Genomic DNA, 21,632 nt, shown 5'->3' with positions numbered 1-21,632 from the left:
AGCTGCTCAAAAATGCGTGCACCAGCAAGGGAGTGAAACCATTGTCCAAAACAAGGTCCATCCATCTGATCGAAGCAGCCAATTCACTGCCTGCCCAAATCGTTGTAATCGACCGCAACGGCACTATTCACGCGGTTAACCAAGCCTGGGAACAGGCTGGCATCGATAAAGGCACACCGGCTGGCTATAACTGGCCCGGGACCTCCTACTTCGATATTTTGCCATGGTTCTGCAGTGACGATAGCCCGGAAGCCGTTCAAGCCCTGCATGAGGGGCTGATTGGCGTGCTCCAGGGAGATACCCTTCAATACAGCTGCGAATTTCATTGCAGGCATTCATCCAGGGAGCAGTGGTTTCTACTCCAGGCTGCTCCGGTTATGCAGCCGGAAAACAAGGAAATTGAGGGGATTGTCATCTCCAATACAGATATCACCCGGTTTAAACTGCAGGAAACACAGTTTGTTCAAACATCGGGCCAGACCAGGACCATTCACGGCATGCTGCCGATCTGTGCCGTTTGCAAGGATATCAAGAACAAAAACAATGAATGGCAGCCCGTTGAGTCCTATCTGGAGAAACACACACATGCCGAATTTACACATGATATTTGCCCTGAATGCATTCGCAAGCTGTATCCCGAGTATTCAGCCAGACTGGATCTGAATCACGACAATTGACAGAAGTTAAAAAAGGCTTGCCGGCTATTATCCGCGGCAGGCCTTTTTTTGAACATCAGTCTGTTTCTTTTTTCTTCTTTTTCCGGTAAGCAGTAAATTCGATATAGTCGCGTATGAATACTTTTTCCTGCTCCGTGAGTTGATCAATTTGGCAATTCAATTGCCCCAAATCGTCAAAAAAATAAGACTCTTGCTGTTCGTTTACCATTTCACGTTTCGGAGTACGGCCCATCATGAGCCAGTCCAAACTGATGTCGAAAAAGGTGGCAATCTCAATCAGCTTGTTGGTGCCAGGGGTTGTTTTACCCCTTTTCCAGTCACCAAAATTACCGGTGCTGATCCCCAGCTGCTGGCAAAAGGCCTTTTTCGTCATCCCTCTTTCAGCGATGAGCGCCTCAATCCGTTGATAAATAGATTCCATATAATTCCGCCCTTCCACCCATACTTTGCTTAAGATGTTGTTTAAAATCTGATATGTATACTCATAATATTATAACATACGACATGGCAAGACCGTCCATATTCAATAATGAACGGTCTTTTTTCACCCTATTTTTCTTCATCCATTTGATCCAGTTTGAGCAGAATTGTTTTCAGTTCATTCAAACAACTGTACATTCGTTCCAAATCTTTCTCTTGCAGTCTGGCCAGCCTTTCTCTAATTTCAAGCATCAATCGCTCACCTATTTCCCGGACCAGTTCGTCCCCCTGGCGGGTTATTTCGACCTCCACCACCCGCCTGTCCGTCTCGCTTGGCTTCCGGGAAACCAGATCATACTTAACCAGTTTATCGAGCAACGGGGTCATATTGGGTCGTGAAATATTTAGCTGCTTAGAAAGCTCCGACACTGTCGAATGACGCATTTCGTGCATAAGAAACAACACATGGTAGTTACTGTTCGATAGCGGAAGCGATGAGGTGGGAACTGGAGCCCCTTTCATCAACTTTTTTCTTATTAAAGGAAAAAGTCCCAACAGTCCTTCTGATATACTCTCCAGAAGATGGGATTTCATACCATTCACCATCATTTCTTAAAATTTCTTCCATATCTAATGAATCTTATTGTCCATATTATAACATCCGCTTGTATGATTATACTCTTTGTTTCGATTTTTTGTAAACGGAATTTAACTTTTCTAAATTCCACACAAAATTTGTAAAAACAAAAGAAAAATTCATCTCTATTACATTAGACTTAAAACAACCGCAAAAGTCGCTAAAATAAAAAAAATTCGATACAATCGCAAACGATTGCACCGAATTCCTCGCATTGCTATGCGGTAGAGAGGACTCGAACCTCCACGGGCGTACGCCCACTACCCCCTCAAGATAGCGTGTCTGCCATTCCACCACTACCGCACATTAATTAAGTTTTACCTGCTATCGAAAAGAAAGCTGTGACCCGACGGGGATACTCTCGCTGCGCTCAAGACTGCGATGCATTCCTACCGAAGCTTACGCTCCGACGAACCCAGTGGGTTCTCATCCCCTAACAGGGAAGTAAGTTAATGACCCGACGGGGATACTCTCGCTGCGCTCGAGACTGCGATACATTCCTATCGAAGCTTATGCTCCGACGAACCCTGTGGGTTCTCATCCCCTAACAGGGAAGTAAGTTAATGACCCGTAGGGGATTCGAACCCCTGTTACCTCCGTGAAAGGGAGGTGTCTTAACCCCTTGACCAACGGGCCATATTGTTTTGTCGTTATCGTGACGACAAGATAGAGTATATCAAATAGAATCATAAGTGACAAGCATTATTTTAATTTTTTTAGAATTAAATAATTTCATGCAGCGTAAGTCAGAATGCATTGAAATTTCACTTACAATCACTTAAAATAAATTATAATCACTTACGCAGTTCAAGCATTCATCTGTTAGGAGGTGCTGAATGTACCAAGAGGAACGAATGCAGCTCATTTTGGATCATCTTCAGACCAAAAAGCGGATTTCCATTGAAGAGATTTGCTCCCTGTTCGACGTTTCCCGCGATACCGCACGAAGAGATCTTGTCAAGCTGGACGAACAAGGGTCCATTATCCGCACCCGCGGCGGCGCCCTCCTGCCGAACCCGCTGCAGGACAAGATCGGAAACTACAAAGAACGGCTCATGAAGGTGTCTGAAGAGAAAAAGTCCATCGGCCGCGTGGCGGCGCATTATATTCGTGATGGAGAGCATGTCATCCTCGACTCTTCCACTACGGTGCATGCATGCGCCGAATTCATTGATCAGCAAAGCTGCTTTATTATTACCAACTCGATTAATCAGGCGGATGTTTTATCGGACAAAAAAGGGGTGTCCATCCATCTGCTCGGCGGTCATTTGGAGAAGGAGCACAGATATGTATATGGATCGGCGGTTATCTCAACCCTGTCCAACTATTTTGTAGACAAAGCATTTATCGGTGTAGGCGGCATATCAGCGAGCGGCTTTACATCCGTTCATGATGAGGAAGGTTTGCTGAAGCATCAAATGATGAAGCAGGCGCGCCAGGTGTTTGTGTTGGCCGACCATTCAAAGTTTGGCAAGGATTGTCCTTTCCGTTTTGCCGAGCTCTCTGAAGTCGATTTCATCGTAACCAACCGCCTGCCCGAGCCCGACATGCTGGAAATGCTGCAGCGACATGGAATTGAGGTCCTTATTCCTGATTTTAAAGACGAAGAGGAGCTAGAAGTATGAAACTAATTGCTGTGGATTTAGACGGAACCCTGTTGAATGCGGACAGCCGCATCAGTGAAGTGAATGCCTCGGCCGTCCGAAAGGCGCAGGAAAGCGGAATTAAGGTAGCAATCGCCACAGGCCGTGCGGTATATGATGTACAGGAAAAGCTGAAGGAAGCCGGACTGAACGCACCTATTATCTCCGCGAACGGTGCAGCCGTTCACGATGATCAGAAGCGTCTCCTCATTTCCTATCCGATGGACCGCAGTCTGGCTTTCTCCGTCCTGGCTTGGCTTGAGGAAAACGAATTTTATTACGAAGTCATGACCGACCAGGCCATCTATTCGCCTCAGAAAGGGCATCAAATTTTAACAATTGAAATGGACCGGGTTTTAAGTGCCAATCCCGATGTCACCTTGAAGGAGCTTATATATGCTACGGAAAAACAATACTCGCAGGCCGGAATTGTGCGGATCGCTTCTTATGAGCACATACCGCAAGAGGCTGAAATCTATAACATTCTTGCGTTTTCTTTGGAGGAGCACAAGCTTGAAAAAGGACGCAGCCGCTTCCGCAACGATTCCTCATTGACCATGGTCGTGTCCTCTGATCATAACTTTGAAGTGGAGGATACCCGGGCATCCAAAGGCAACGCTCTCGCCTATCTGGCCAGCCATTTGGGCATTCCCATGGAAGATACGGTCGCCATAGGTGACAGCTACAATGATATTTCCATGCTGACCTCTGCTGGCAAGGGAATTGCCATGGGCAACGCGCATGACGAAATTAAAGCCCTCTGTGACGACGTGACCCTGACCAACATAGAGAACGGAGTTGCCTATGCCATTGAACGCCTGTTGGAAGAGGCATGCCCATCTCCGTCGAACCTCTGAATGGTGAGGAAGCATCTAAATAGGTCTACCAGGAACTTCTGGTTGACCTATTTTGCAGGTGCTTTAAGATGGTGCGTAGCCAATACAGGGGCAGCATAAGCGAAGCTATGGGGTAAGTAGGGGGATGCACGGAGCAGCGGAGAGAACGAAGCAATTCCGGAAAAGCGGCAGCGTTCGCCTTTGGCCCCGAATTTCTTCCTCATGAAAATAATTCATTGAAATTCGGGGTCAACAGCGATGGGAGGAATGCTTCGTTCTCGGAGCGTCTCACAAAATCCGAAAGGAGCGTCTCAGGTAAATAGACCTTTTGAGACACTCCTTCTTTCATCTAACAAGGATCACTCCGTCCCTCCATCACGAACGGGAATCCCAAAGTCGGGCGTTCCGTCCTCTTTCCAATGAAAGACCTGCGCTCGTGTATGGCGGTTCGGATCGTACAACGGGTCCCCGCTAATTTCTTTATAGTTCCGCGCATGATAGATGAGCACATCCTCCCCCTCCTCATTCACGGTAAAGCTGTTATGCCCCGGTCCGTACTGCCCCGTCTCTTCACTCGTCCGGAAGACCGGCTCAGGCTCCTTGACCCAGGAGGAGGCGTCCAGCAAATCGGCATGTTCATCCGCCCACAGCAAGCCCATACAGTAGTTAAAGTCGGTGGCGCTGGCCGAAAATGTAATGAAGATGCGCCCGTTCCGCTTAAGCACAGCCGGCCCTTCATTCACACTGAAGCCGATCACCTCCCAGTCATGCTCGGGCGTGGCGATCATCGTTTGCGGTCCGGTCAAAGTCCAGGCGTTGCTCATTTCCGATATGTACAGATTCGAATTGCCCGGAATGTCCGGGTCCTTCTGCGCCCACACATAATACCTGGCTCCCCGATGCTCGAAGGTCGTGGCATCCAGGGCGAAGGATTCCCAGGCCGTCTTGACCTGCCCCTTCTCGGTCCACTGCCCTTCCAGCGGATTCGCAGATTCATTTTCCAGCACATACATCCGATGATCAAACAAGCCGTCCTTCGTTTCCGTCGTGCGGGCTGCCGCGAAATAGATATACCACTTCCCGTCGATAAAATGGATTTCCGGAGCCCAAATATTCGCGCTGAGCGATCCTGTATCATATTTACGCCAGGCCACAACCGGTTCTGCCAGACTTAAGCCCTCAATGGTGTCGGCACGCCGCACCTCAATTCTGTCATACTCCGGAACGGAGGCCGTGAAATAGTAATATCCATCCGTATGTTTGTACACCCACGGGTCCGCGCGCTGCTCTATCAGCGGATTGCGATACTTTTTGACCGTTTTCATTTTCATAACCCCTTCCTAAAAAATCGGCACACTCTAACCTTTCACAGCTCCAGCCGTCATCCCGTCGATAAAGTATTTCTGGAAAGCCACGAATAATATAAAAATCGGGATGATGGAGAAAAACGAGCCCACGATCAGCAGATCATAGTTGTTCCCGTATGGGGTCAGCAGCGTTTTCAATCCGATTGGCAGCGTGTATTTGCTTTCATCGCTCAAAACCATGAACGGCCAGAGAAAGTTGTTCCAGCTGTTCATCCCGTTCAGAATGGCCATGGCCGCAAACGACGGCTTCATGATCGGGAGAATGAGACGAATATAAATGCCGTACTCGCTGGCTCCATCGACCCGGCCTGCTGCAATAATTTCCTTGGGCACTCCGCTCAGATACTGCCGGAAGAAGAAAATGGTGGCCGCGCTCGCGATGCCCGGCAGAACAATGGCCGAATAGGTGTTCATCATCCCCAGATTGTTGATCAGCGTGTACAAGGGCAGCAGCAAAATTTCAAACGGCACCATCATGATGAGCAGCACGCAGATAAAGAGAAAGTTTTTCCCTTTAAACTCATAAGCAGAGAAGCCGTAAGCCACCGTCGCGCTGACCAGCAGTGTCAGAACAACCTGCACAATCGTAAGCACCAGTGAATTAAAAAACCAGCTGAAATAAGCGTGATTGCCGGTAAAAAGATAAATATAGTTGTCAAAGTTCATGACAGACAGATCGAACCTTAAATTCAGTCCGTACCGGATCAGCTCCTGGCCCGGCTTAAAGGAGGAAATGGCGATCGCATAAAACGGGATCAAAATAAGGATACAGAGGGCCGTGAAAAAAACGAACAGAATAATTCTGGCAAAAAGCCCCTTCCCCGTACTGAGCCCGCGCTCCCCGACAGCAGGATATGCATTTGGGGCAAGTTCCTTTTTCATCACCGATCCTCCTTTTTAAACAGGCCGGAAAACGCCAGCTGCGTTAAATTAATCAGCATCGTAATGGCCAGCAGCACAATCCCGACCGCCGCCGCGTAACCCAGATTGTTCTTCTCAATGCCCTGGCGGTACAGATAGCCGACGATGGTAAGACCGATATTTTTCGGCGAGTTGTTGCCGTTCCACAGCATCATGCTCTCAATGAACATGGCCAGCCCCGCATAGATACTGATCGTCACCACATAGATGGTCGTTGGCTTCAGCAAGGGCATCGTTATCATTCTGAATTTCTGAAAGGCGGAGGCTCCGTCGATCGAAGCAGCTTCATAATATTCATCAGGGATGTTTTTCAGGCCTGACAGGAAATACAGCATGTTCACACCGGTCCATCTCCAGGCAGCCAGTGCCAGCAGTGCGATAAAACCGGTGACCTGGCCCTTCAAAAACTTGACAGGCTCGATGCCAAACCAGCCCAAAATGCTGTTGATGAGCGAACCCTCCATTTCCCCAAACATGAGACGGAAAATCGTGCCCGCCACCACCACGGAGGTCAGCGCCGGAAAGAAGAAGGAGGATTTAAAAAACTCTCTTCCCCACATAAATTTATTGTTGATCAGAACCGCAAACAGCATCGGGAAAGGAATCAGAATCACCAAAGTGAGAACCATGTAGACGGCACTGTTAATAACAGCCTTCAAAAAGATGCCGTCCCCCATTAGCTTTGTATAATTGTCCAGCCCCACCCAGCTTGCTTCCTGGCCGAGCGATATTTTTTGAAAGCTCATTTCAAAGGAGCTCAGCAGCGGATACACCCAGAAGACGGCGAAAACAATAACAAATGGCAGCACAAAGACGTAAGGAGCAACCTTTTGCGAATATAGGAAATTTTTAATCACAGCTTCCACTCCTTTCTCTAAAATCGAGCTGCTCAATGCAGAGCAGCCCGCTTCTATCTCTCCGGTTATTGCAATTCCTGTTCGATTTGCGCCTGCGCATCATTCAGCGCTTCCGTGATGTCCCTTCCATCCTCAAAAATTTCGTTTAACGTTACTGTACAGAGCACATTATTGATGGTAGGACTTGCAGATGTCGATTTGATCAGCCGGATCTCATCCTTGATTTCATTTAATACATCGAACGGATTGTTGACGAAATACTTCACAAATTCGTTGTCAGGGTTATGAGTAACCTCTTTCATATTCCAGATGTCCATGTTCACCGGATCAAACCCAAGCGTATTCCAGATTTCGATATTCGCATCCTTCGACAGTTTTGCGAAAGCTACAAACTCCTTGGCCAACTGCACGTCCTTGGCTGTTTTGGTAACCACCGTACCGGTTCCGCCGCCGCCAAGTGATCTGGGCATCCCCTCTTCCATGACCGGAAGGGGAGCTAAGGCAATTTTTCCTGCCAAATCCGGCATATAGTTCGTATACCGCGACATCATCCACAGCGGCATGAAAGCGGTGGCATAGTTTCCGGAGTTAAATTCCCCGTACGCTTCCTCTGTATCCGGCTGTCCGCCGGCAATCGTCGAAATGACATTGTTATCCTGCAAATCTTTTAAAACGGTCAGCCCCTTGATCATTTCCGGGGAATTCACCTTAGGCTTGCCGTTGTCATCCGTAAGATCCGCTCCCTGCTGAGCCAGCATCATGGAGGACTGCCATAGCGCACTGGTATCAGCTGTGGCCATATACTTGCCGGTCTTTTCATAAACCTGGATGCCCGCTTTCTTGAAATCGTCCCAGGTTTTGATGGTGGTATAATCCACCCCGGCCTCCTTGAGAATTTCCGTGTTATAAAAAGCTACCGTTGCGCCTACATGAGTCGGAGCGCCGTAGTTCACCCCATCCTTGCTGTACAGGTCGAGCCTTGACTTCACGATCGTATCCCGGTAGGGATCGATAACATCGTTCAGCGGCTCAAGCTGCGGGGTTCCGGCCAGGAAGTCCGGAAATTTGCCAAGTTCAATATCGGCAATATCCGGAGCGCCTGTACCTGTCTGCAGAGCAATTGACAGCTTATTATGCATGTCATCATACGGCATGACCGTGACATTCAGCTTAATCTGGCGGTCCGGGTTGGCTTCGTTCCACTTTGTCAGCATTTTCTCAAAATGCTTTCCATGCAATTCAACAAAGGTCCAATAAGAAAGCTCAGTCGCATTCTCACCTGCACCGCCATCGAGGACTTCAGTTTCCCCTCCCGCGCCCTTATTGCTTGAGGAGCTGCCGCAGCCCCAAAGGAATAAAACCATCGAAATTACCGTGAGCATCAAAAACCATTTTTTCTTCATGCTTGACCCTCCCTATGTAAAAATTCAATTGATTGTATCCGCTTACAGAAATAAAATAGCATAGAACGGAATCCGTTGTAAATATAAAAATATAAAATGATTTATAAAAATATAAAATTATTATACTATTAACGTTGAAATCGTAAATATTCAGGAATAAACAAGCCATGTTTTCACATTTAATTTTAAATTAATTTAAACAAAACATCATTTTTTTGATTTTAACACTGTTTTTTCATCACTATTTCACAAAAGAGGTGCTGATTATTTGCTTTTCAGGTATTTAAGTTTATACTTATCTAAAATAAAAGTTTCGTGGAAGAGGGTACTGTACAATGATCTATATTAAAGACCTGATGAGTGGTATTGATATTTTCAAGGCGCTCAGTTCGGAAATTCGACTGCAGATTCTGGAGCTGCTGGCCAGCAACCAGGAGCTGAATTTAAATGAAATCGCAAGAAGGCTCAATCTCAGCAACGGAGCCATTACGATGCATATCAAAAAATTGGAGGACAGCGGCCTTATTGAAATTAATACCTCTGTCGGCAAGCACGGCATTCAGAAGGTCTGTTATTTAAACAAAGATAAGCTTATGGTCGATCTGCGCAGCAAGGACACCGACAATTTATATGAGGTGGAGATTCAGGTGGGCCATTACAGCAACTATCAGGCTTTGCCAACCTGCGGGCTTGCAACCAAGGACAGTATTATCGGGGATTTTGACGACCCCCGTTATTTCGCCGATCCGGAGCGCATCAATTCAGGCATCATTTGGATGAGCGAGGGCTTTCTGGAGTACCGTATTCCCAACTATCTGAAGCCGAACCAGACCTTCCGTGAAATCCAGTTTTCCCTGGAACTGGGCAGCGAAGCTCCCGGTTATTCCGACAATTATCCTTCAGATCTTTATTTTTATATTAATGGCAAGGAAATCGGCTTTTGGACCAGTCCCGGGGATTTTGGGGATATGCGCGGAACCTTCAATCCGGACTGGTGGCCTCCTCACCTGAATCAATACGGGATGCTGAAGCTGATCCGCATCAACAAGGATGGAAGCTTCATTGATGGCTGCCGTATTTCGGATGTGACTTTGCAGGACATCGGGCTGGATTATAAAAGTGAGCTCACCTTCCGGATTGCCGTTACTGACAAATCCGTGAACAAACGCGGAATGACGATTTACGGAAAAAATTTCGGCAACTATAATCAGGATTTATTGGCTCGTGTGCTGTACGATGAACATGAGGCTGCGGAGACACGAAGCGCCCCTTTAACGGTGAAAGCGGATTGATGTGGATGGCAGTGGATAACAAAAAAACCGTTCATTGGTGGAAGCCAATGAACGGTTTTTTCTAAACGGAGAGAGAGGGATACTCTCGCTTCGCTCGAGACTGCGATGCAATCCTAACGAAGCTTATGCTCCGACGAACCCGACTGGGTTCAAATCCCTGGCGAAGATGTATTTCTAAACGGAGAGAGAGGGATTCGAACCCTCGCACCGCTTACGCAGTCTAACCCCTTAGCAGAGGGTCCCCTTGAGCCACTTGGGTATCTCTCCATGCTGGCTCCCCGAACAGGACTCGAACCTGTGACAACTCGATTAACAGTCGAGTGCTCTACCGACTGAGCTATCAGGGAACGTTTTCATTTTTATTATATCTCATAATTTATCATGATTGAGTTACAGCGTCAAGGCGGAGCAGCTGCAGTCGGCCTGAGCATTTGCCGCAGCGATACCGAGACGGATCCATTTTGCGTTTACGCAAGTATTCCTGGCCGCAGGAACGGCATAACAGCTTGTAACGGAAAGGCAACTTCTTTGCTTTCTCCCTTCCCGGCAGCGCACGGCAGTGTCTGCTCCCGCCTACCTTGGCAAGCAGCCGCTTGAAGTCCTCATCCCGGTGCTTGTAACCTCTGCCGCTTAAATGAAGGTGATAATGGCACAGCTCATGCTTGATAATGCTCTCCACCTCGGCATGTCCGTAGGCAGCAAGCTGATGAGGGTTAATCTCGATATTATGGCTCTTCAGAAAATACCTGCCTCCCGTCGCGCTCAAACGGGAATTAAATACGGCCCGATGACGGAAAGGAACACCGAAATAATCAATGGATATACGCTCTACCCAGCTCTGAAGCTCTTCGTTGCTCATGGGCTGCATTGCTTCCGGCCCACTCCTTTCCTTGTCATGTTCTCTCTGGTCTTTTACTATGTTGAATCATAACCCTTCCCTACACGGTCCTGTCAAGCATGTCTTTCTGGAACATATCAGGGCAGTTGCCCATATGCTAACCATACATACGATCGAGTGGGAGGGGATTACGTTGCCTCAATGGCTCAGAAATCAGTTAATGCGTGCCTTTAATAAAAGAGACCGCAGTCAGATTCGCTTGTTGAACGACTGCTGGTTCTTCTATGTTAAAAATCCCGGTAAATCGCTGGAATCACGAAACGGCAAGACCGTCTGACACTAAAAGTGCATGTTCAAAAAGTCAGGCTTTCAGCACCGAAGCTTGTGCTTCCGAAGTGCGTTTTTTCAAAACGCTGGAGTTGAATGAAGCTAGGGACTGAGGAATTCTACCTCTAAAAGAATAAGCCGGCGTTCCTAATGGACACACCGGCAATATGATTTATTTGTATTTCAGGAAATCAGGCATGTGCCTGTTCTTCGGCTGGCTCTTTCATGGTAAGACCGACTCTGCCTTTTTTCAAATCTACGTTCAGCACCCAGACGGTGACGTTATCACCCACGGATACGACATCCATCGGATGCTTCACAAATCCATGCTTCAGCTGTGAAATATGCACAAGGCCGTCGCTCTTGATGCCGATATCGACGAATGCGCCGAAATCAATAACATTTCGCACCGTTCCCTGCAGCTTCATGCCTGGAGTCAGGTCTTCGATCTTCAACACATCCTTGCGGAAAACCGGCAGCGGCAGTTCATCCCGCGGATCTCTGCCAGGACGCTGCAGGCTGTCCAGAATGTCGCGCAGCGTAGGCACGCCGACACCCAGCTTCTCAGCCAGCCGCTCCGGCTCCTGTGCAGCCAACAGGTCAGCAACACGCTTGGAGCCGAGCTCCTGCTTATCGATATTCAGCTCCTGGATCAGGCGGTTCACCACTTCGTAGGATTCAGGGTGAATCGGGGTGCGGTCAAGCGGATTGTCTCCGCCTGTAATACGCATGAAGCCGACACACTGCTCATAAGTTTTGGCTCCAAGGCGGGGCACCTTCTGCAATTGGCGGCGGTTGACGAACTTTCCGTTCTCCTCGCGGAATTTTACGATATTTTTGGCAATCGTCGCATTGATACCTGCCACATAGGACAGCAGCGATGGCGAAGCCGTATTCACGTCAACCCCGACATGGTTAACGGCTGATTCAACGACAGCCTTCAGGCTTTCTTCCAGATGCTTCTGGGATACGTCATGCTGGTATTGACCGACCCCGATGGCTTTCGGATCGATTTTGACAAGCTCGGCCAATGGGTCCTGTACCCGACGGGCAATGGAGGCCGCGCTCCGTTCCGCCACATCCAGATCCGGGAACTCGTCCTGCGCCAGCTTGGACGCCGAATACACGCTGGCACCCGCTTCATTTACGATCAGGTATGACAGCTTGTCATTCTTCAGCTCGGCAATCAAATCGGCGACGAATTGCTCCGTTTCCCGTGAAGCGGTGCCGTTGCCGATCACAATCAGCTCAATATCGTACTTGTCAATCAGCTCCTTGAACTTCTCGGCAGCTTCCCTCTTCTTGTTGTTGGGCGGAGTCGGATACGTAACAGCCACCTCCAGCAGCTTGCCGGTATCGTCAACCGCGGCCAGCTTGCAGCCTGTGCGGTAAGCAGGGTCCACACCGAGAACCCGCTGTCCCTTGATCGGGGCCTGCAGCAGCAGGCTGCGCAGATTGCCGGAGAAAATGGAAATGGCCTGATTTTCCCCTTTTTCCGTCATTTCCGCCCTGACTTCACGTTCAATGGACGGAGCAATCAGCCTTTTATATGCATCTTCAATGACGGCTGTAATCAAATGATCAACAACAGACGGGCTTTTCTGGATCTGGCTTGAAATATAACGGTGAACCGATTCCGGCGCAATTTCCAGACCGACCTTCAGAAAGCCCTCGCGCTCCCCGCGATTGATGGCCAAAATCCGGTGTGGCGGCATTTTCTTCGCCAGCTCGCGATAGCTGTAGTAGTTCTCGTAAACGGATTCCGCTTCCGCATCCTTGGCCTCCGAGGTCAGTATGCCATTATCCAGCGTATAGCGGCGCACCCATTTGCGGATGTTTGCATCATCGGCAATATTCTCAGCCAAAATATCCAACGCTCCCTGCACTGCCGCTTCAGCCGTATCCACACCCTTTTCCGGGTCAGCATAACGCTCTGCTTCCTGCATGACATCGCCCTTCTTCGGCTGATTCCAGATCCATACGGACAGCGGCTCCAGCCCTTTTTCCTTGGCGACGCTGGCCCGTGTCTTGCGCTTCTGGCGGTAGGGACGATACAGATCCTCCACTTCCTGCAGCTTGACTGCGTTTTCAATGGCGCTCTGCAGCTCCTCCGTCAGCTTGCCCTGCTCCTCAATGATCCGGATGACTTCCAGCTTGCGGTCCTCCAGATTGCGCAGGTACTGGACCCGCTCTTCGATTTGACGGAGCTGGTTCTCATCAAGCTCTCCGGTCATTTCTTTGCGGTAGCGGGCAATAAAAGGGATCGTATTTCCTTCATCCAGCAAGCCGGTCGTCGTCCGAACCTGCTTCAGGGACAGCGACAGTTCCTCTGCCACCTGTTTAATAATGCGTTCCTGGCGCTTTTGCTGTGCCTCATCAACTACATTAGACATGTTACTAAAACTCCTTCCAGCCCCATACAACGGAGCTTATCCATCATACTAACCCGATTGTGGCGGCTGCAACTGTTAGTGACAAAAAAAGAACCGTACTTGCCAGTACGGCCCTTGATATTCTTCATCCATCCGATGCTAAAAATCAATCAGTCCCAAACTGATCTGAAGGGCATCGCTTACCTTGCGCATGGTTTCCTCATCCAAATGGGTGATCTTGTCAGTCAACCTTTGCTTGTCGATCGTCCGAATTTGTTCCAGCAGGACGACAGAGTCGCGGTCAAAGCCATGCGTCGCCGCATCAATTTCCACATGCGTCGGCAGTTTTGCCTTCTGGATTTGGGCAGTAATCGCCGCTACGATTACAGTAGGACTGAACCTGTTGCCAATATCATTCTGGATGATCAGTACCGGCCGTACTCCTCCCTGCTCGGAACCGACAACGGGTGAAAGATCTGCAAAAAAAACGTCGCCGCGCTTAACGATCAATATCGATTACACCCCGCTAACTGTGCGGCCCAGAGTGCTGTCTGCATCTTCCTCCGCGTGAAAAGCCTCGGATGCCATGGTTAAATTGATCTTAGCCATTTCCATGTATCCCCGCTGCATCGCTTCACGGATATACCGTTTCTTCCGCTCGCTCAAATACAGCTTCATGGCCTGCCTTATAAATTCACTGCGGTTGGAATTCTCCATAGCTACGATCCCGTCCACTTCCTGAAGAAGATGATCAGGCAAACTGATCATAATCCTTTTGGTGTTCTGCAAGTTAGCCAACTTTCCTTCCACCCCCAAAACCTTGTCGCCATTGTACCATTATAACGTTATTCCCGGTAATTTATACAAGAGATATATATGTTGCCAGTATATCAACTATGCTGCATCCCATTATAAACTAACCTGGGCGTTTGCGTACAGGGCGTTTCCTGCCAAAAAACACCCCGCTGCCGACCTCATGCTCCCGTTTATGGGCCAGCATAGTGTTTTCTTCGCCTCTTAAATAACATATTTCGAGACGCTCTGCGCAAACTCCTGCCTGTTTATATCGTTTCTCTTGTCATTCCCTCGCTTTTTGCTTCTAATTGAAGAAAAAACCGGTAATTCGTTATTCATTGGCACAAATTGCTACAATAACGGGTTTCTGCGGGTAACCAACCGGCCTTCGCGCATATACAGCCGTGGAACCCTGTTCGCGATCATGCAGACCACCTCATAGTTGATGGTACCTAGCCAGGAAGCCAGCTCATCCGCGGAAATGCTCGCGCCGGACTGCCGGCCGATGAGGACAACCTCTTCGCCGATATGAATTTCCTCCGCCTCATCGGCGAAGGATTGCAGAGATACCATACACTGGTCCATGCAAATGGTGCCCAATACCGGAATGCGACGGCCGCGTATCAGCACTTCCGCTTTACCGCTCAGCATCCGCGAATATCCGTCGGCATAACCGACCGGAAGTGTGCCGATAAGCTCATGGGAAGCTGTTGTGTATTTGGTCCCATAGCTGATGCCCCATCCGGGGGGAAGTGTTTTGACGTAGGACAGCTCCGTTTTCAGTGTCAAAACCGGGAGCAGTTCAACAGCCTGACGGTTTACCTCATAGGATGGATATAAGCCGTACATGGCGATGCCGATCCGAATCATGTCGAACGACAGCCCCGGCATGTCCAAAGCCGTTGCACTGTTTCCCGTATGTATGATGGGAATGGAATAGCCTTTCCCTCTCAGCGCCGACGCCACATCCTGAAATCTCCGGTATTGTTCCAGTGTATAGCTTTTATTTTCTTCATCCGCCCGGGCAAAATGAGTGTACATTCCTTCCAGTTCGGCCTCTTCTGTATTCCAGACCTTCTCGATAAAGGCAAGTGCGCCATCATCCGGCAGCAAGCCGAGACGTCCCATGCCGCTGTCAATTTTAATATGCACCTTCAGCCTGCGCGGGCTGTCTTTACGATCAAGCGCCTGAATGGCCTCCAGTACCTCAGTCGTGAACAGCGTCAAAGTGATATCGTTCTCCCATGCCGTCTGCACGGCCTCCGGTGACGTATAACCCAGAACCAGGATAGGCAAAGTAATTCCTGCCCTGCGAAGTTCAAGGGCTTCGTCCAGAAATGCCACGCTGAGATAATCAGCCCCGAGCTGCTCCAGCTCTCTCGACACCTCTACCGCTCCATGACCATAAGCATTGGCCTTGACGCATACCAGCAGCTTCATCTGCTGCGGCAGAGCATGACGAAAGCCCTCATAATTGGAACGCAAATGATCGAGATTGATTTCCGCACGGGTCGGTCTGTATTGTACTTGCACTGTAGGTCACCTTCTTCAAAGTCTTGGGTCCGAGCCGGATCGCGCAGAGCGATGTAAGCTGAATAGTATCATGGTAATGTTCCGTGCTGCGGCTGTCAATGAAGCAGGGCCGGAGAGCTGCAAATACAGGAAATCAGCGGATGAAGAAAAAGACGGACAGCAACCTCGGCAGAGCGAATAACTCCACCAACCGTCACTATCCGCCTACAAGGATTTATTTACCCGATTGATCCTGCATAGACGCGGCGATTTGAATCATTTCCTGAACAGGCAGGTCGGCACTCGTAATTCTGAACTCCACCCCGTCCATCATCCAGGTCAAGGTCTGCTGCTGATCCCCTGTCAATACGCCTACAACACCAAAGCCCATATCGATCGGATCGCCTGCGGCAAGAGATACAGCCCGGTCCAGCGGCCGGCTCTCCACAATCGTGTAATTGTACTGTCCGGCATAGCGCAGCATCACCGCATGGGTCTCGCTGTCCGCGATTTCCGGCATATCCCTCATCTGCACGCCTGCTGGCATGTAGCTTGGCTCAATAATTCCGAATTCACTCATGGCCGGGTCCTCGCTGCCCTGACCTGACTGCCCGTCTGCCCCTGCATTCGGTTCTCCGGCACCGGCATCCGCATCACCAGCCTGAGTACCATCCGCCGCAGGTTTCTCCTCTGTTCCGTTAGCCTCACCCGCGGCTGATCCGCTTGAGTCCGTTCCGACCTGATTCGTGTTTCCTGTTTCATTAGAAGTTCCTGTTTGATCCGGATTCTCCGATGACTTGGCCCCCCCGGTCTCAGCCTGCGGCTGCGCGTCCTTGGCGTCCCCTGAACCGGATGGCGGAACAGCAGTGCTGCCTGCGGCCATGTTGCGTTCCATATCAAAGGCATCCTTGTCAAACTCCGTGCCGAATTTGAAATCGTTGAATTTCAAATCAACCACAACCTTGGCATTGGCATCCGATACCTGCACCTGCTGCGGAGCGTAATTGTCCTTGGCAAGCCAGATTTTTTGGCGGACAAGCGCGTGGCTGTTGTAATTGGCGGCAACATCGAAGACATAGGCTTTGTCATCGTCAGCCAGCTGACGGGTCTCATCGCCTATGATGCTGCGTACCAGTGTTTCGTACAGATAGACCTGTCCCTGGTTATCCGGCCAGTCGCTTTTAAAGCGGAAGCTTTTGTTCAGGCTCGGTGTAAGGACGAATACCCCTTCATCATTCCGGAGCACAATCTGGGTAATATCCTTCTTCTCATTGGTCATGGCTATACGATAATACGAGGGTTTGCGGTAGGATACATCCACCAGATATTCCTGCGGCGTCTGGCCGGTATGCAGGGTCATCAGCGCCGTACCGTGATAGCTGTCCATCCCGCTTACCACATCACTCAAATCTTTAACCACATCGTCCGCACTCTTCTTGCCGCAGCCAGCCAGCAGCACGGTCACGCACATGATCATGGCAAGTATCCATGAACTCCGGCGCATATCATCAACCCCTTCAGCATGTTTTAATTCGAATTAGTACATGTCTATGAGGGACTTGTTCGATTTATGCTGACTAGCCTGACAAGCAGCCGTTAAATACTGGCGGTTTCTACATTCCCCAAAAGCTTAGCGGCTGACCGGGGCGTATCCCGTTTTTTCAATCAGCTCCTGCCCTTCCGGGGAGAGAATCCAACGTATAAGCTTGGCAGCGGATTCGTCCTCTTTCTTCTTGCTGGCCTTGTCTTTCCCATACCTGGGCTCCACCGTAACCGCATAGAACGGTGCTGTAATCGGGTAGCTGCCGCGGCTGATTGTATCCGCATTGGGCATTATGCCGTCAACGGCCAGCAGACGGATGCCTTCATCAGCATTCATACGGGTCGCAAAGTAATTGAAGGAAAACCCGATGGCATTCCTGTAATTATGGTAATCCGCCGTTTGCTGCATAATTCCGCCCATCCCTGCTGCGACATCCTCTGTCACGGGTTCAACCGGCTCACGTTCCCCCATCCATTTGCGCAGCATGGTCTGGCTGCCGCTATCTTCCGGCCGCTGGAACGCTCGGATCTCCTCATCACGACCACCGACCTCCTTCCAGTTCGTAATTTTGCCGGTATAAATGTCCTTCAGCTGCCCGCTCGTCAAGCCTGTCACAGGATTAGCCCTATTTACAAAAAACACGAAGCCTTCCCGGCCAATGGGAGTAAGCTTCAGATCCAGGGAATGCTCGCCTGCCAGCTGCAATATCCCTTCCGACGGAGCTGCGGCAAAGATCAAATCCGCCTCCCTGGTGATCAGCCGTTTATATGCTATGCCAGTTCCGCTGGACATGACCTCACTGTCGTGTACAGCATAGCTTTTCTCCGGATATACTGCCTGCACAAAAGCAGAATATACCGGATAGAGCGCGGTTGCCCCGTCCAGGCGGGGGAGCACATCCTCGCTGCTTAATCTGAAGGAGGATGGCTTGGACAGGTTCACTGTTTTGCTTCCATCCGTGAAGGGCTCGTACATTTCCAGATTTACATCCTGCTCACTGGCGATTTTAAGACTGTTGTCATACGCATGGTTCGCTTCATATCCCGCAGCGGCCAGCACACAGCAGCCAAGGCTGATGACAATCCCCAGCCGATACCATCTATGACGTCTGACAGCGGTAAAATTAAACAAAATAATGGCAATCATCACGATCCCCAAAACAGCAAAAAACAAGGGAATATAAAATCTCTGCCCGTCCACCGTAAATGAAATGTAAAGCAGCACAATAAAACCGAGCAATAGCGAGAATGCCAAAGCAACTAAAGTCAAAAAGATATGTACAACCGTTTTCAAAAACAGCCCAATCTCCCCCTTCTATTCTTATCCTTATCTCCTGATATTTCCATCACATTATAGCCTGAGCTGGTAATATGGGCCATGTTTTTATAAATTCTGAAAACTCTCGAAACACCACTGCTTCCTTCATGAAATTTTCACTGGACGAAGCATACTTGCAGCTGTAGAATAGATACTATCTAAAAAAACGGAATAAGGATCTTCGGGGTAGGGTGAAATTCCCAACCGGCGGTATGGCTCCTGGAGCCGAGCCCGCGACTCCGCTGCCTGCCATGCAGACAGCGGACTGATTTGGTGAGATGCCAAAGCCGACGGTACAGTCCGGATGGAAGAAGATCGCACAATAAACCACGTTCAGCGTGTTCCAGGGGAATAATCTGCTCTTTTTTGATGCATTCACATTCCCATGGCTGCCGCGTATGTTCAGGTTTATTTGATCAGCCCCCGTCCGTGTTTAACGACACGTGAACGGGGGCTTTTGCCTCTACGGGTCCTTTATCCACAAAGGAGCTAACAATCATGAGTGAAACTACAGCTTCATCCGGAGCCATTTTGCGGCAAGCTCCTGTCAAAAGCGGTTTCTGGCTGGTCGTCATTGGCGCGGCCTTGTGGGGTGTTGATCCCCTGTTCCGCATCCTGCTGCTTGATTATCTGACTTCCACGCAGATCGTACTGCTGGAGCACATCATTCTGTTTATCTGCGCCGCACCGGTGCTGTGGCGGCACCGCGCAGAGCTGAAGCGGGTCAGACTGCGCCACGCCATAGCCCTGCTGTTCATCTCCTGGGGCGGATCGGCGCTCGCTACCGTGCTGTTCACGATGGCCCTGTCCAGCGGCAACCCGAATGCGGTGCTGCTGCTGCAGAAGATGCAGCCCCTTTTCGCCATCATCATGGCCAGAATCATTTTAAAAGAGCTGCTGCCCCGCTACTTCAGCATTTTGCTGCTGGTGGCGCTGGTCGGCACCTATATGTTGACCTTCGGCTGGTCGGTGCCTTTCAGCCATGTCAACGATTTTATTCAAGTTGGCAGCCTGCTCTCCCTGGGCGCCGCCGCTTTATGGGGCGGCTCCACCGTCATGGGCAGATATTTGCTCGGCACCATGAAATATGAGACGGTAACGTCTCTGCGCTTTATGCTGGCCCTGCCTTTGCTGCTCGTGATGACCTCTATGGAGCACGCTCCCTGGCAGCTTCCGTCAGGCACATGGGCCGCAGGCGGAGTGATCCTTAATCTGGTGCTGCAGGCGCTGCTTCCCGGACTGCTCAGTATGGCTCTTTACTACAAGGGGCTGAGCTCAACCAAAGCCTCCTATGCCACGCTGGCCGAGCTCAGCTTCCCCATGATTGGCGTACTCATTAACTGGATCGCCTTTCATGAGCTGGTCACCCTGCCGCAGCTTACAGGCTTTATACTGATCTGGGTTACGCTGTTCCTCATTTCCAGACAAACAAGAGAAATTTCCGCGTGAGATGAAATTTGGCCTAATAATAAAAGGACCGCGTCCCCATAACCGGGAACGTGGTCCTTTTTTTCAATATATACTATTTCACTTTGGAAATTCATGCAGCACCAATGCGGCGAACTTGATGCCTTCGATGTAATCGTCCACATAAATGCTTTCATTCGGCGCATGATTATGGGAAGCAGCATGACCTACACCGAAGCCCAGCGACGGGATGCCGAATTTCTGACACAGGTTGTACATCGGGCCCGTCCCGGCCTGGGAGCGGATCACCTGCGGCTTCTGCTCGAAAAAAGCATTGGCGCTGCCAACCACCTTCTGCACCAGCGGATCGTCGATAGGGGTAACTGCCGCATGTTGTCCCTTAAGCGGCACAATTTCAATATCCGCAAAGCCGTGCTTGTCCAGATGCTGCCGCAGCAGCACTAAAATCTCCGCAGGGTCCTGCTCGGACACAAGGCGGAAATCCAGCTTCACCTTGGCCGTGGACGGCAGAACCGTTTTTGACCCTTCCCCCGTATAACCGGCCTCTATTCCGCATATGGTACAGGTCGGCTGGAAGATCAACTTCTCCTTCAGCGCAAAACCGGACAGCCCGTTCACATACTGCTTCAGTCCGAGCTGCTCCAGTTCCTTCGCCTCCTGGTAGTCCATTTCTTCAGTCAGCCTGCGTTCTTCCTCTGTCAAGGGGAGCACGCGGTCATAAAAGCCGTCGATCAGGATTTCCTCACGCTCATTTTTGAGCGTGGCAAGCGCCCATACGAGCCGCCATGCCGGATTCTCGACAATCGCTGCCTTCGCCGAATGCAAATCCGTATTCGCCCCATGCGCATGCAGCTCAACATACAGCATTCCTTTGCAGCCGAGTGTAATCTGCAGCCGTCCATCAATGCTTTTAAATCCGTTTTCCCAGATGTTCGCATCCGCCCACAGCTTGTCCGGGTGCTGCGAGGTAAACTCCTCCAAATGCGGGCTGCCGATTTCCTCTTCCCCTTCAATAATGAATTTCAGATTGAGCGGCAGCTCGCCGTATACGCTCTGATACGCATGAACCGCGCAAATTCTGGACATCAGCGTTCCTTTATTGTCCGCCACACCCCGGGCATACAGTCTGCCTTCCCTGATTTCCGGAGAAAAAGGCGGGCTGTCCCACAACTCAACCGGTTCCTCCGGCTGCACATCGTAATGGTTATAAAAGGATAAGGTCTTCGTCTTCCCGGTATGAATCTCCCCGTACAAAATCGGATTTCCCGAGGTCGGAATCCGCTCTACCTTGTCCGTCAATTTCTTTAAATGGGTTTCAACCAGGACAACGGTTTCTTCAATCCCCCTGTTTTGCGCGGCTACACTCGGCTGCCTGCATAATTCGATCAGCCACTCCAGATACTTTTCCTTATGCTCTTCAATAAATTGATAGACTTTTTCCATATCC

The 21,632-nt window shown here is 49.9% G+C and carries 20 protein-coding genes, 4 tRNA genes and 1 riboswitch; of the genes, 6 read left to right on the top strand and 18 right to left on the bottom strand.

Going from position 1 to position 21,632, the window contains the following annotated elements; genetic code table 11:
• Positions 1 to 41 precede the first annotated feature (41 nt).
• Complete coding sequence (locus ACE5KN_RS05780) at positions 42 to 677, top strand: PAS domain-containing protein (protein WP_375523166.1); 636 nt, start codon at positions 42 to 44, stop codon at positions 675 to 677.
• 55 nt (positions 678 to 732) lie between these two features.
• On the opposite strand, the gene ACE5KN_RS05775 is transcribed toward ACE5KN_RS05780, so the two are convergent.
• The 4 genes from ACE5KN_RS05775 to ACE5KN_RS05760 all read right to left on the bottom strand — a co-directional run bounded on the left by ACE5KN_RS05775 (position 733) and on the right by ACE5KN_RS05760 (position 2,370).
• Entirely contained in the window at positions 733 to 1,098 is a 366-nt protein-coding gene (locus tag ACE5KN_RS05775) for a helix-turn-helix domain-containing protein (protein ID WP_375523167.1), read from the bottom strand.
• A gap of 128 nt (positions 1,099 to 1,226) precedes the next feature.
• The gene (locus ACE5KN_RS05770) at positions 1,227 to 1,619 is read right to left on the bottom strand and encodes a MarR family winged helix-turn-helix transcriptional regulator (RefSeq protein WP_375533057.1); all 393 of its coding nucleotides are present in this window, start codon (positions 1,617 to 1,619) and stop codon (positions 1,227 to 1,229) included.
• Between the two features lie 335 nt (positions 1,620 to 1,954).
• Positions 1,955 to 2,037, bottom strand: a tRNA-Leu gene (locus ACE5KN_RS05765).
• Positions 2,038 to 2,298: 261 nt separating this feature from the next.
• Positions 2,299 to 2,370 (bottom strand) — tRNA-Glu (locus ACE5KN_RS05760).
• A 200-nt stretch (positions 2,371 to 2,570) separates the two neighbouring features.
• On the opposite strand from ACE5KN_RS05760, the gene ACE5KN_RS05755 reads away from it, so the two are divergent.
• Together ACE5KN_RS05755 and ACE5KN_RS05750 are read left to right on the top strand one after the other, a co-directional pair.
• Entirely contained in the window at positions 2,571 to 3,359 is a 789-nt protein-coding gene (locus tag ACE5KN_RS05755; protein WP_375523169.1) for a DeoR/GlpR family DNA-binding transcription regulator, read from the top strand.
• On the top strand, positions 3,356 to 4,234 hold the full coding sequence (locus ACE5KN_RS05750) for a Cof-type HAD-IIB family hydrolase (RefSeq protein ID WP_375523170.1): 879 nt from the start codon (positions 3,356 to 3,358) through the stop codon (positions 4,232 to 4,234). Before ACE5KN_RS05755 ends, ACE5KN_RS05750 begins: the two co-directional genes overlap by 4 nt.
• Before the next feature lie 338 nt (positions 4,235 to 4,572).
• Here the strand turns inward: ACE5KN_RS05750 and ACE5KN_RS05745 are convergent, their stop codons facing one another.
• The 4 genes from ACE5KN_RS05745 to ACE5KN_RS05730 all read right to left on the bottom strand — a co-directional run bounded on the left by ACE5KN_RS05745 (position 4,573) and on the right by ACE5KN_RS05730 (position 8,761).
• Positions 4,573 to 5,538 (bottom strand): glycoside hydrolase family 43 protein, encoded by a 966-nt coding sequence (locus tag ACE5KN_RS05745; protein ID WP_375523171.1) that lies wholly within the window; start codon positions 5,536 to 5,538, stop codon positions 4,573 to 4,575.
• 33 nt (positions 5,539 to 5,571) lie between these two features.
• Entirely contained in the window at positions 5,572 to 6,462 is an 891-nt protein-coding gene (locus tag ACE5KN_RS05740) for a carbohydrate ABC transporter permease (RefSeq protein ID WP_375523172.1), read from the bottom strand.
• Positions 6,462 to 7,358 carry a carbohydrate ABC transporter permease gene (locus ACE5KN_RS05735; protein WP_375523173.1) on the bottom strand — a complete coding sequence of 299 codons (897 nt, stop codon included), beginning with the start codon at positions 7,356 to 7,358 and terminating at the stop codon, positions 6,462 to 6,464. The genes ACE5KN_RS05740 and ACE5KN_RS05735 overlap by 1 nt, the downstream gene beginning before the upstream one ends.
• Positions 7,359 to 7,423: 65 nt before the next feature.
• Positions 7,424 to 8,761, bottom strand: coding sequence for an ABC transporter substrate-binding protein (locus tag ACE5KN_RS05730; protein WP_375523174.1), 1,338 nt, complete (start codon positions 8,759 to 8,761; stop codon positions 7,424 to 7,426).
• 335 nt (positions 8,762 to 9,096) lie between these two features.
• Between ACE5KN_RS05730 and ACE5KN_RS05725 the strand changes: the two genes are divergently transcribed.
• Entirely contained in the window at positions 9,097 to 10,053 is a 957-nt protein-coding gene (locus ACE5KN_RS05725; protein WP_375523175.1) for an ArsR/SmtB family transcription factor, read from the top strand.
• Between the two features lie 179 nt (positions 10,054 to 10,232).
• Here ACE5KN_RS05725 and ACE5KN_RS05720 read toward each other — a convergent pair.
• The 3 genes from ACE5KN_RS05720 to ACE5KN_RS05710 form a co-directional block, all read right to left on the bottom strand.
• A tRNA-Ser gene (locus ACE5KN_RS05720) sits at positions 10,233 to 10,320 on the bottom strand.
• A 4-nt stretch (positions 10,321 to 10,324) separates the two neighbouring features.
• A tRNA-Asn gene (locus ACE5KN_RS05715) sits at positions 10,325 to 10,400 on the bottom strand.
• 32 nt (positions 10,401 to 10,432) lie between these two features.
• Positions 10,433 to 10,912, bottom strand: coding sequence for a SprT family protein (locus ACE5KN_RS05710; RefSeq protein WP_375523176.1), 480 nt, complete (start codon positions 10,910 to 10,912; stop codon positions 10,433 to 10,435).
• Positions 10,913 to 11,084: 172 nt separating this feature from the next.
• Between ACE5KN_RS05710 and cmpA the strand changes: the two genes are divergently transcribed.
• Entirely contained in the window at positions 11,085 to 11,228 is a 144-nt protein-coding gene (gene cmpA / locus ACE5KN_RS05705; RefSeq protein ID WP_375523444.1) for a cortex morphogenetic protein CmpA, read from the top strand.
• Positions 11,229 to 11,409: 181 nt separating this feature from the next.
• Here cmpA and ACE5KN_RS05700 read toward each other — a convergent pair whose 3' ends face one another.
• The 6 genes from ACE5KN_RS05700 to ACE5KN_RS05675 form a co-directional block, all read right to left on the bottom strand.
• On the bottom strand, positions 11,410 to 13,611 hold the full coding sequence (locus tag ACE5KN_RS05700; protein ID WP_375523177.1) for a Tex family protein: 2,202 nt from the start codon (positions 13,609 to 13,611) through the stop codon (positions 11,410 to 11,412).
• 138 nt (positions 13,612 to 13,749) lie between these two features.
• Positions 13,750 to 14,100, bottom strand: coding sequence for a type II toxin-antitoxin system PemK/MazF family toxin (locus ACE5KN_RS05695; protein WP_305756516.1), 351 nt, complete (start codon positions 14,098 to 14,100; stop codon positions 13,750 to 13,752).
• A gap of 6 nt (positions 14,101 to 14,106) precedes the next feature.
• Complete coding sequence (locus ACE5KN_RS05690; RefSeq protein WP_355316373.1) at positions 14,107 to 14,388, bottom strand: CopG family ribbon-helix-helix protein; 282 nt, start codon at positions 14,386 to 14,388, stop codon at positions 14,107 to 14,109.
• Positions 14,389 to 14,736: 348 nt separating this feature from the next.
• A complete protein-coding gene (gene alr / locus ACE5KN_RS05685) occupies positions 14,737 to 15,918 on the bottom strand; it encodes an alanine racemase (protein WP_375523178.1) in 1,182 nt (393 codons plus the stop codon).
• Positions 15,919 to 16,132: 214 nt separating this feature from the next.
• Entirely contained in the window at positions 16,133 to 17,401 is a 1,269-nt protein-coding gene (locus ACE5KN_RS05680; RefSeq protein WP_375523179.1) for a DUF4367 domain-containing protein, read from the bottom strand.
• A gap of 126 nt (positions 17,402 to 17,527) precedes the next feature.
• Entirely contained in the window at positions 17,528 to 18,733 is a 1,206-nt protein-coding gene (locus ACE5KN_RS05675; RefSeq protein WP_375523180.1) for a PstS family phosphate ABC transporter substrate-binding protein, read from the bottom strand.
• Positions 18,734 to 18,930: 197 nt separating this feature from the next.
• Positions 18,931 to 19,077: riboswitch (FMN riboswitch) on the top strand.
• A 178-nt stretch (positions 19,078 to 19,255) separates the two neighbouring features.
• On the opposite strand from ACE5KN_RS05675, the gene ACE5KN_RS05670 reads away from it, so the two are divergent.
• On the top strand, positions 19,256 to 20,206 hold the full coding sequence (locus tag ACE5KN_RS05670) for a DMT family transporter (protein ID WP_375523181.1): 951 nt from the start codon (positions 19,256 to 19,258) through the stop codon (positions 20,204 to 20,206).
• A 78-nt stretch (positions 20,207 to 20,284) separates the two neighbouring features.
• Here ACE5KN_RS05670 and ACE5KN_RS05665 read toward each other — a convergent pair whose 3' ends face one another.
• Positions 20,285 to 21,628: a M20/M25/M40 family metallo-hydrolase gene (locus tag ACE5KN_RS05665; protein ID WP_375523182.1), complete on the bottom strand. Its 1,344-nt coding sequence runs from the start codon at positions 21,626 to 21,628 to the stop codon at positions 20,285 to 20,287.
• Positions 21,629 to 21,632: the final 4 nt, after the last annotated feature.

The organism is Paenibacillus terreus (assembly GCF_042138595.1).
GTDB classification, from domain to species: domain Bacteria; phylum Bacillota; class Bacilli; order Paenibacillales; family Paenibacillaceae; genus Paenibacillus; species Paenibacillus terreus.
The sequence above is the reverse complement of the archived record's forward strand: the minus strand, read 5'-3'. Positions and strand labels throughout refer to the sequence as shown.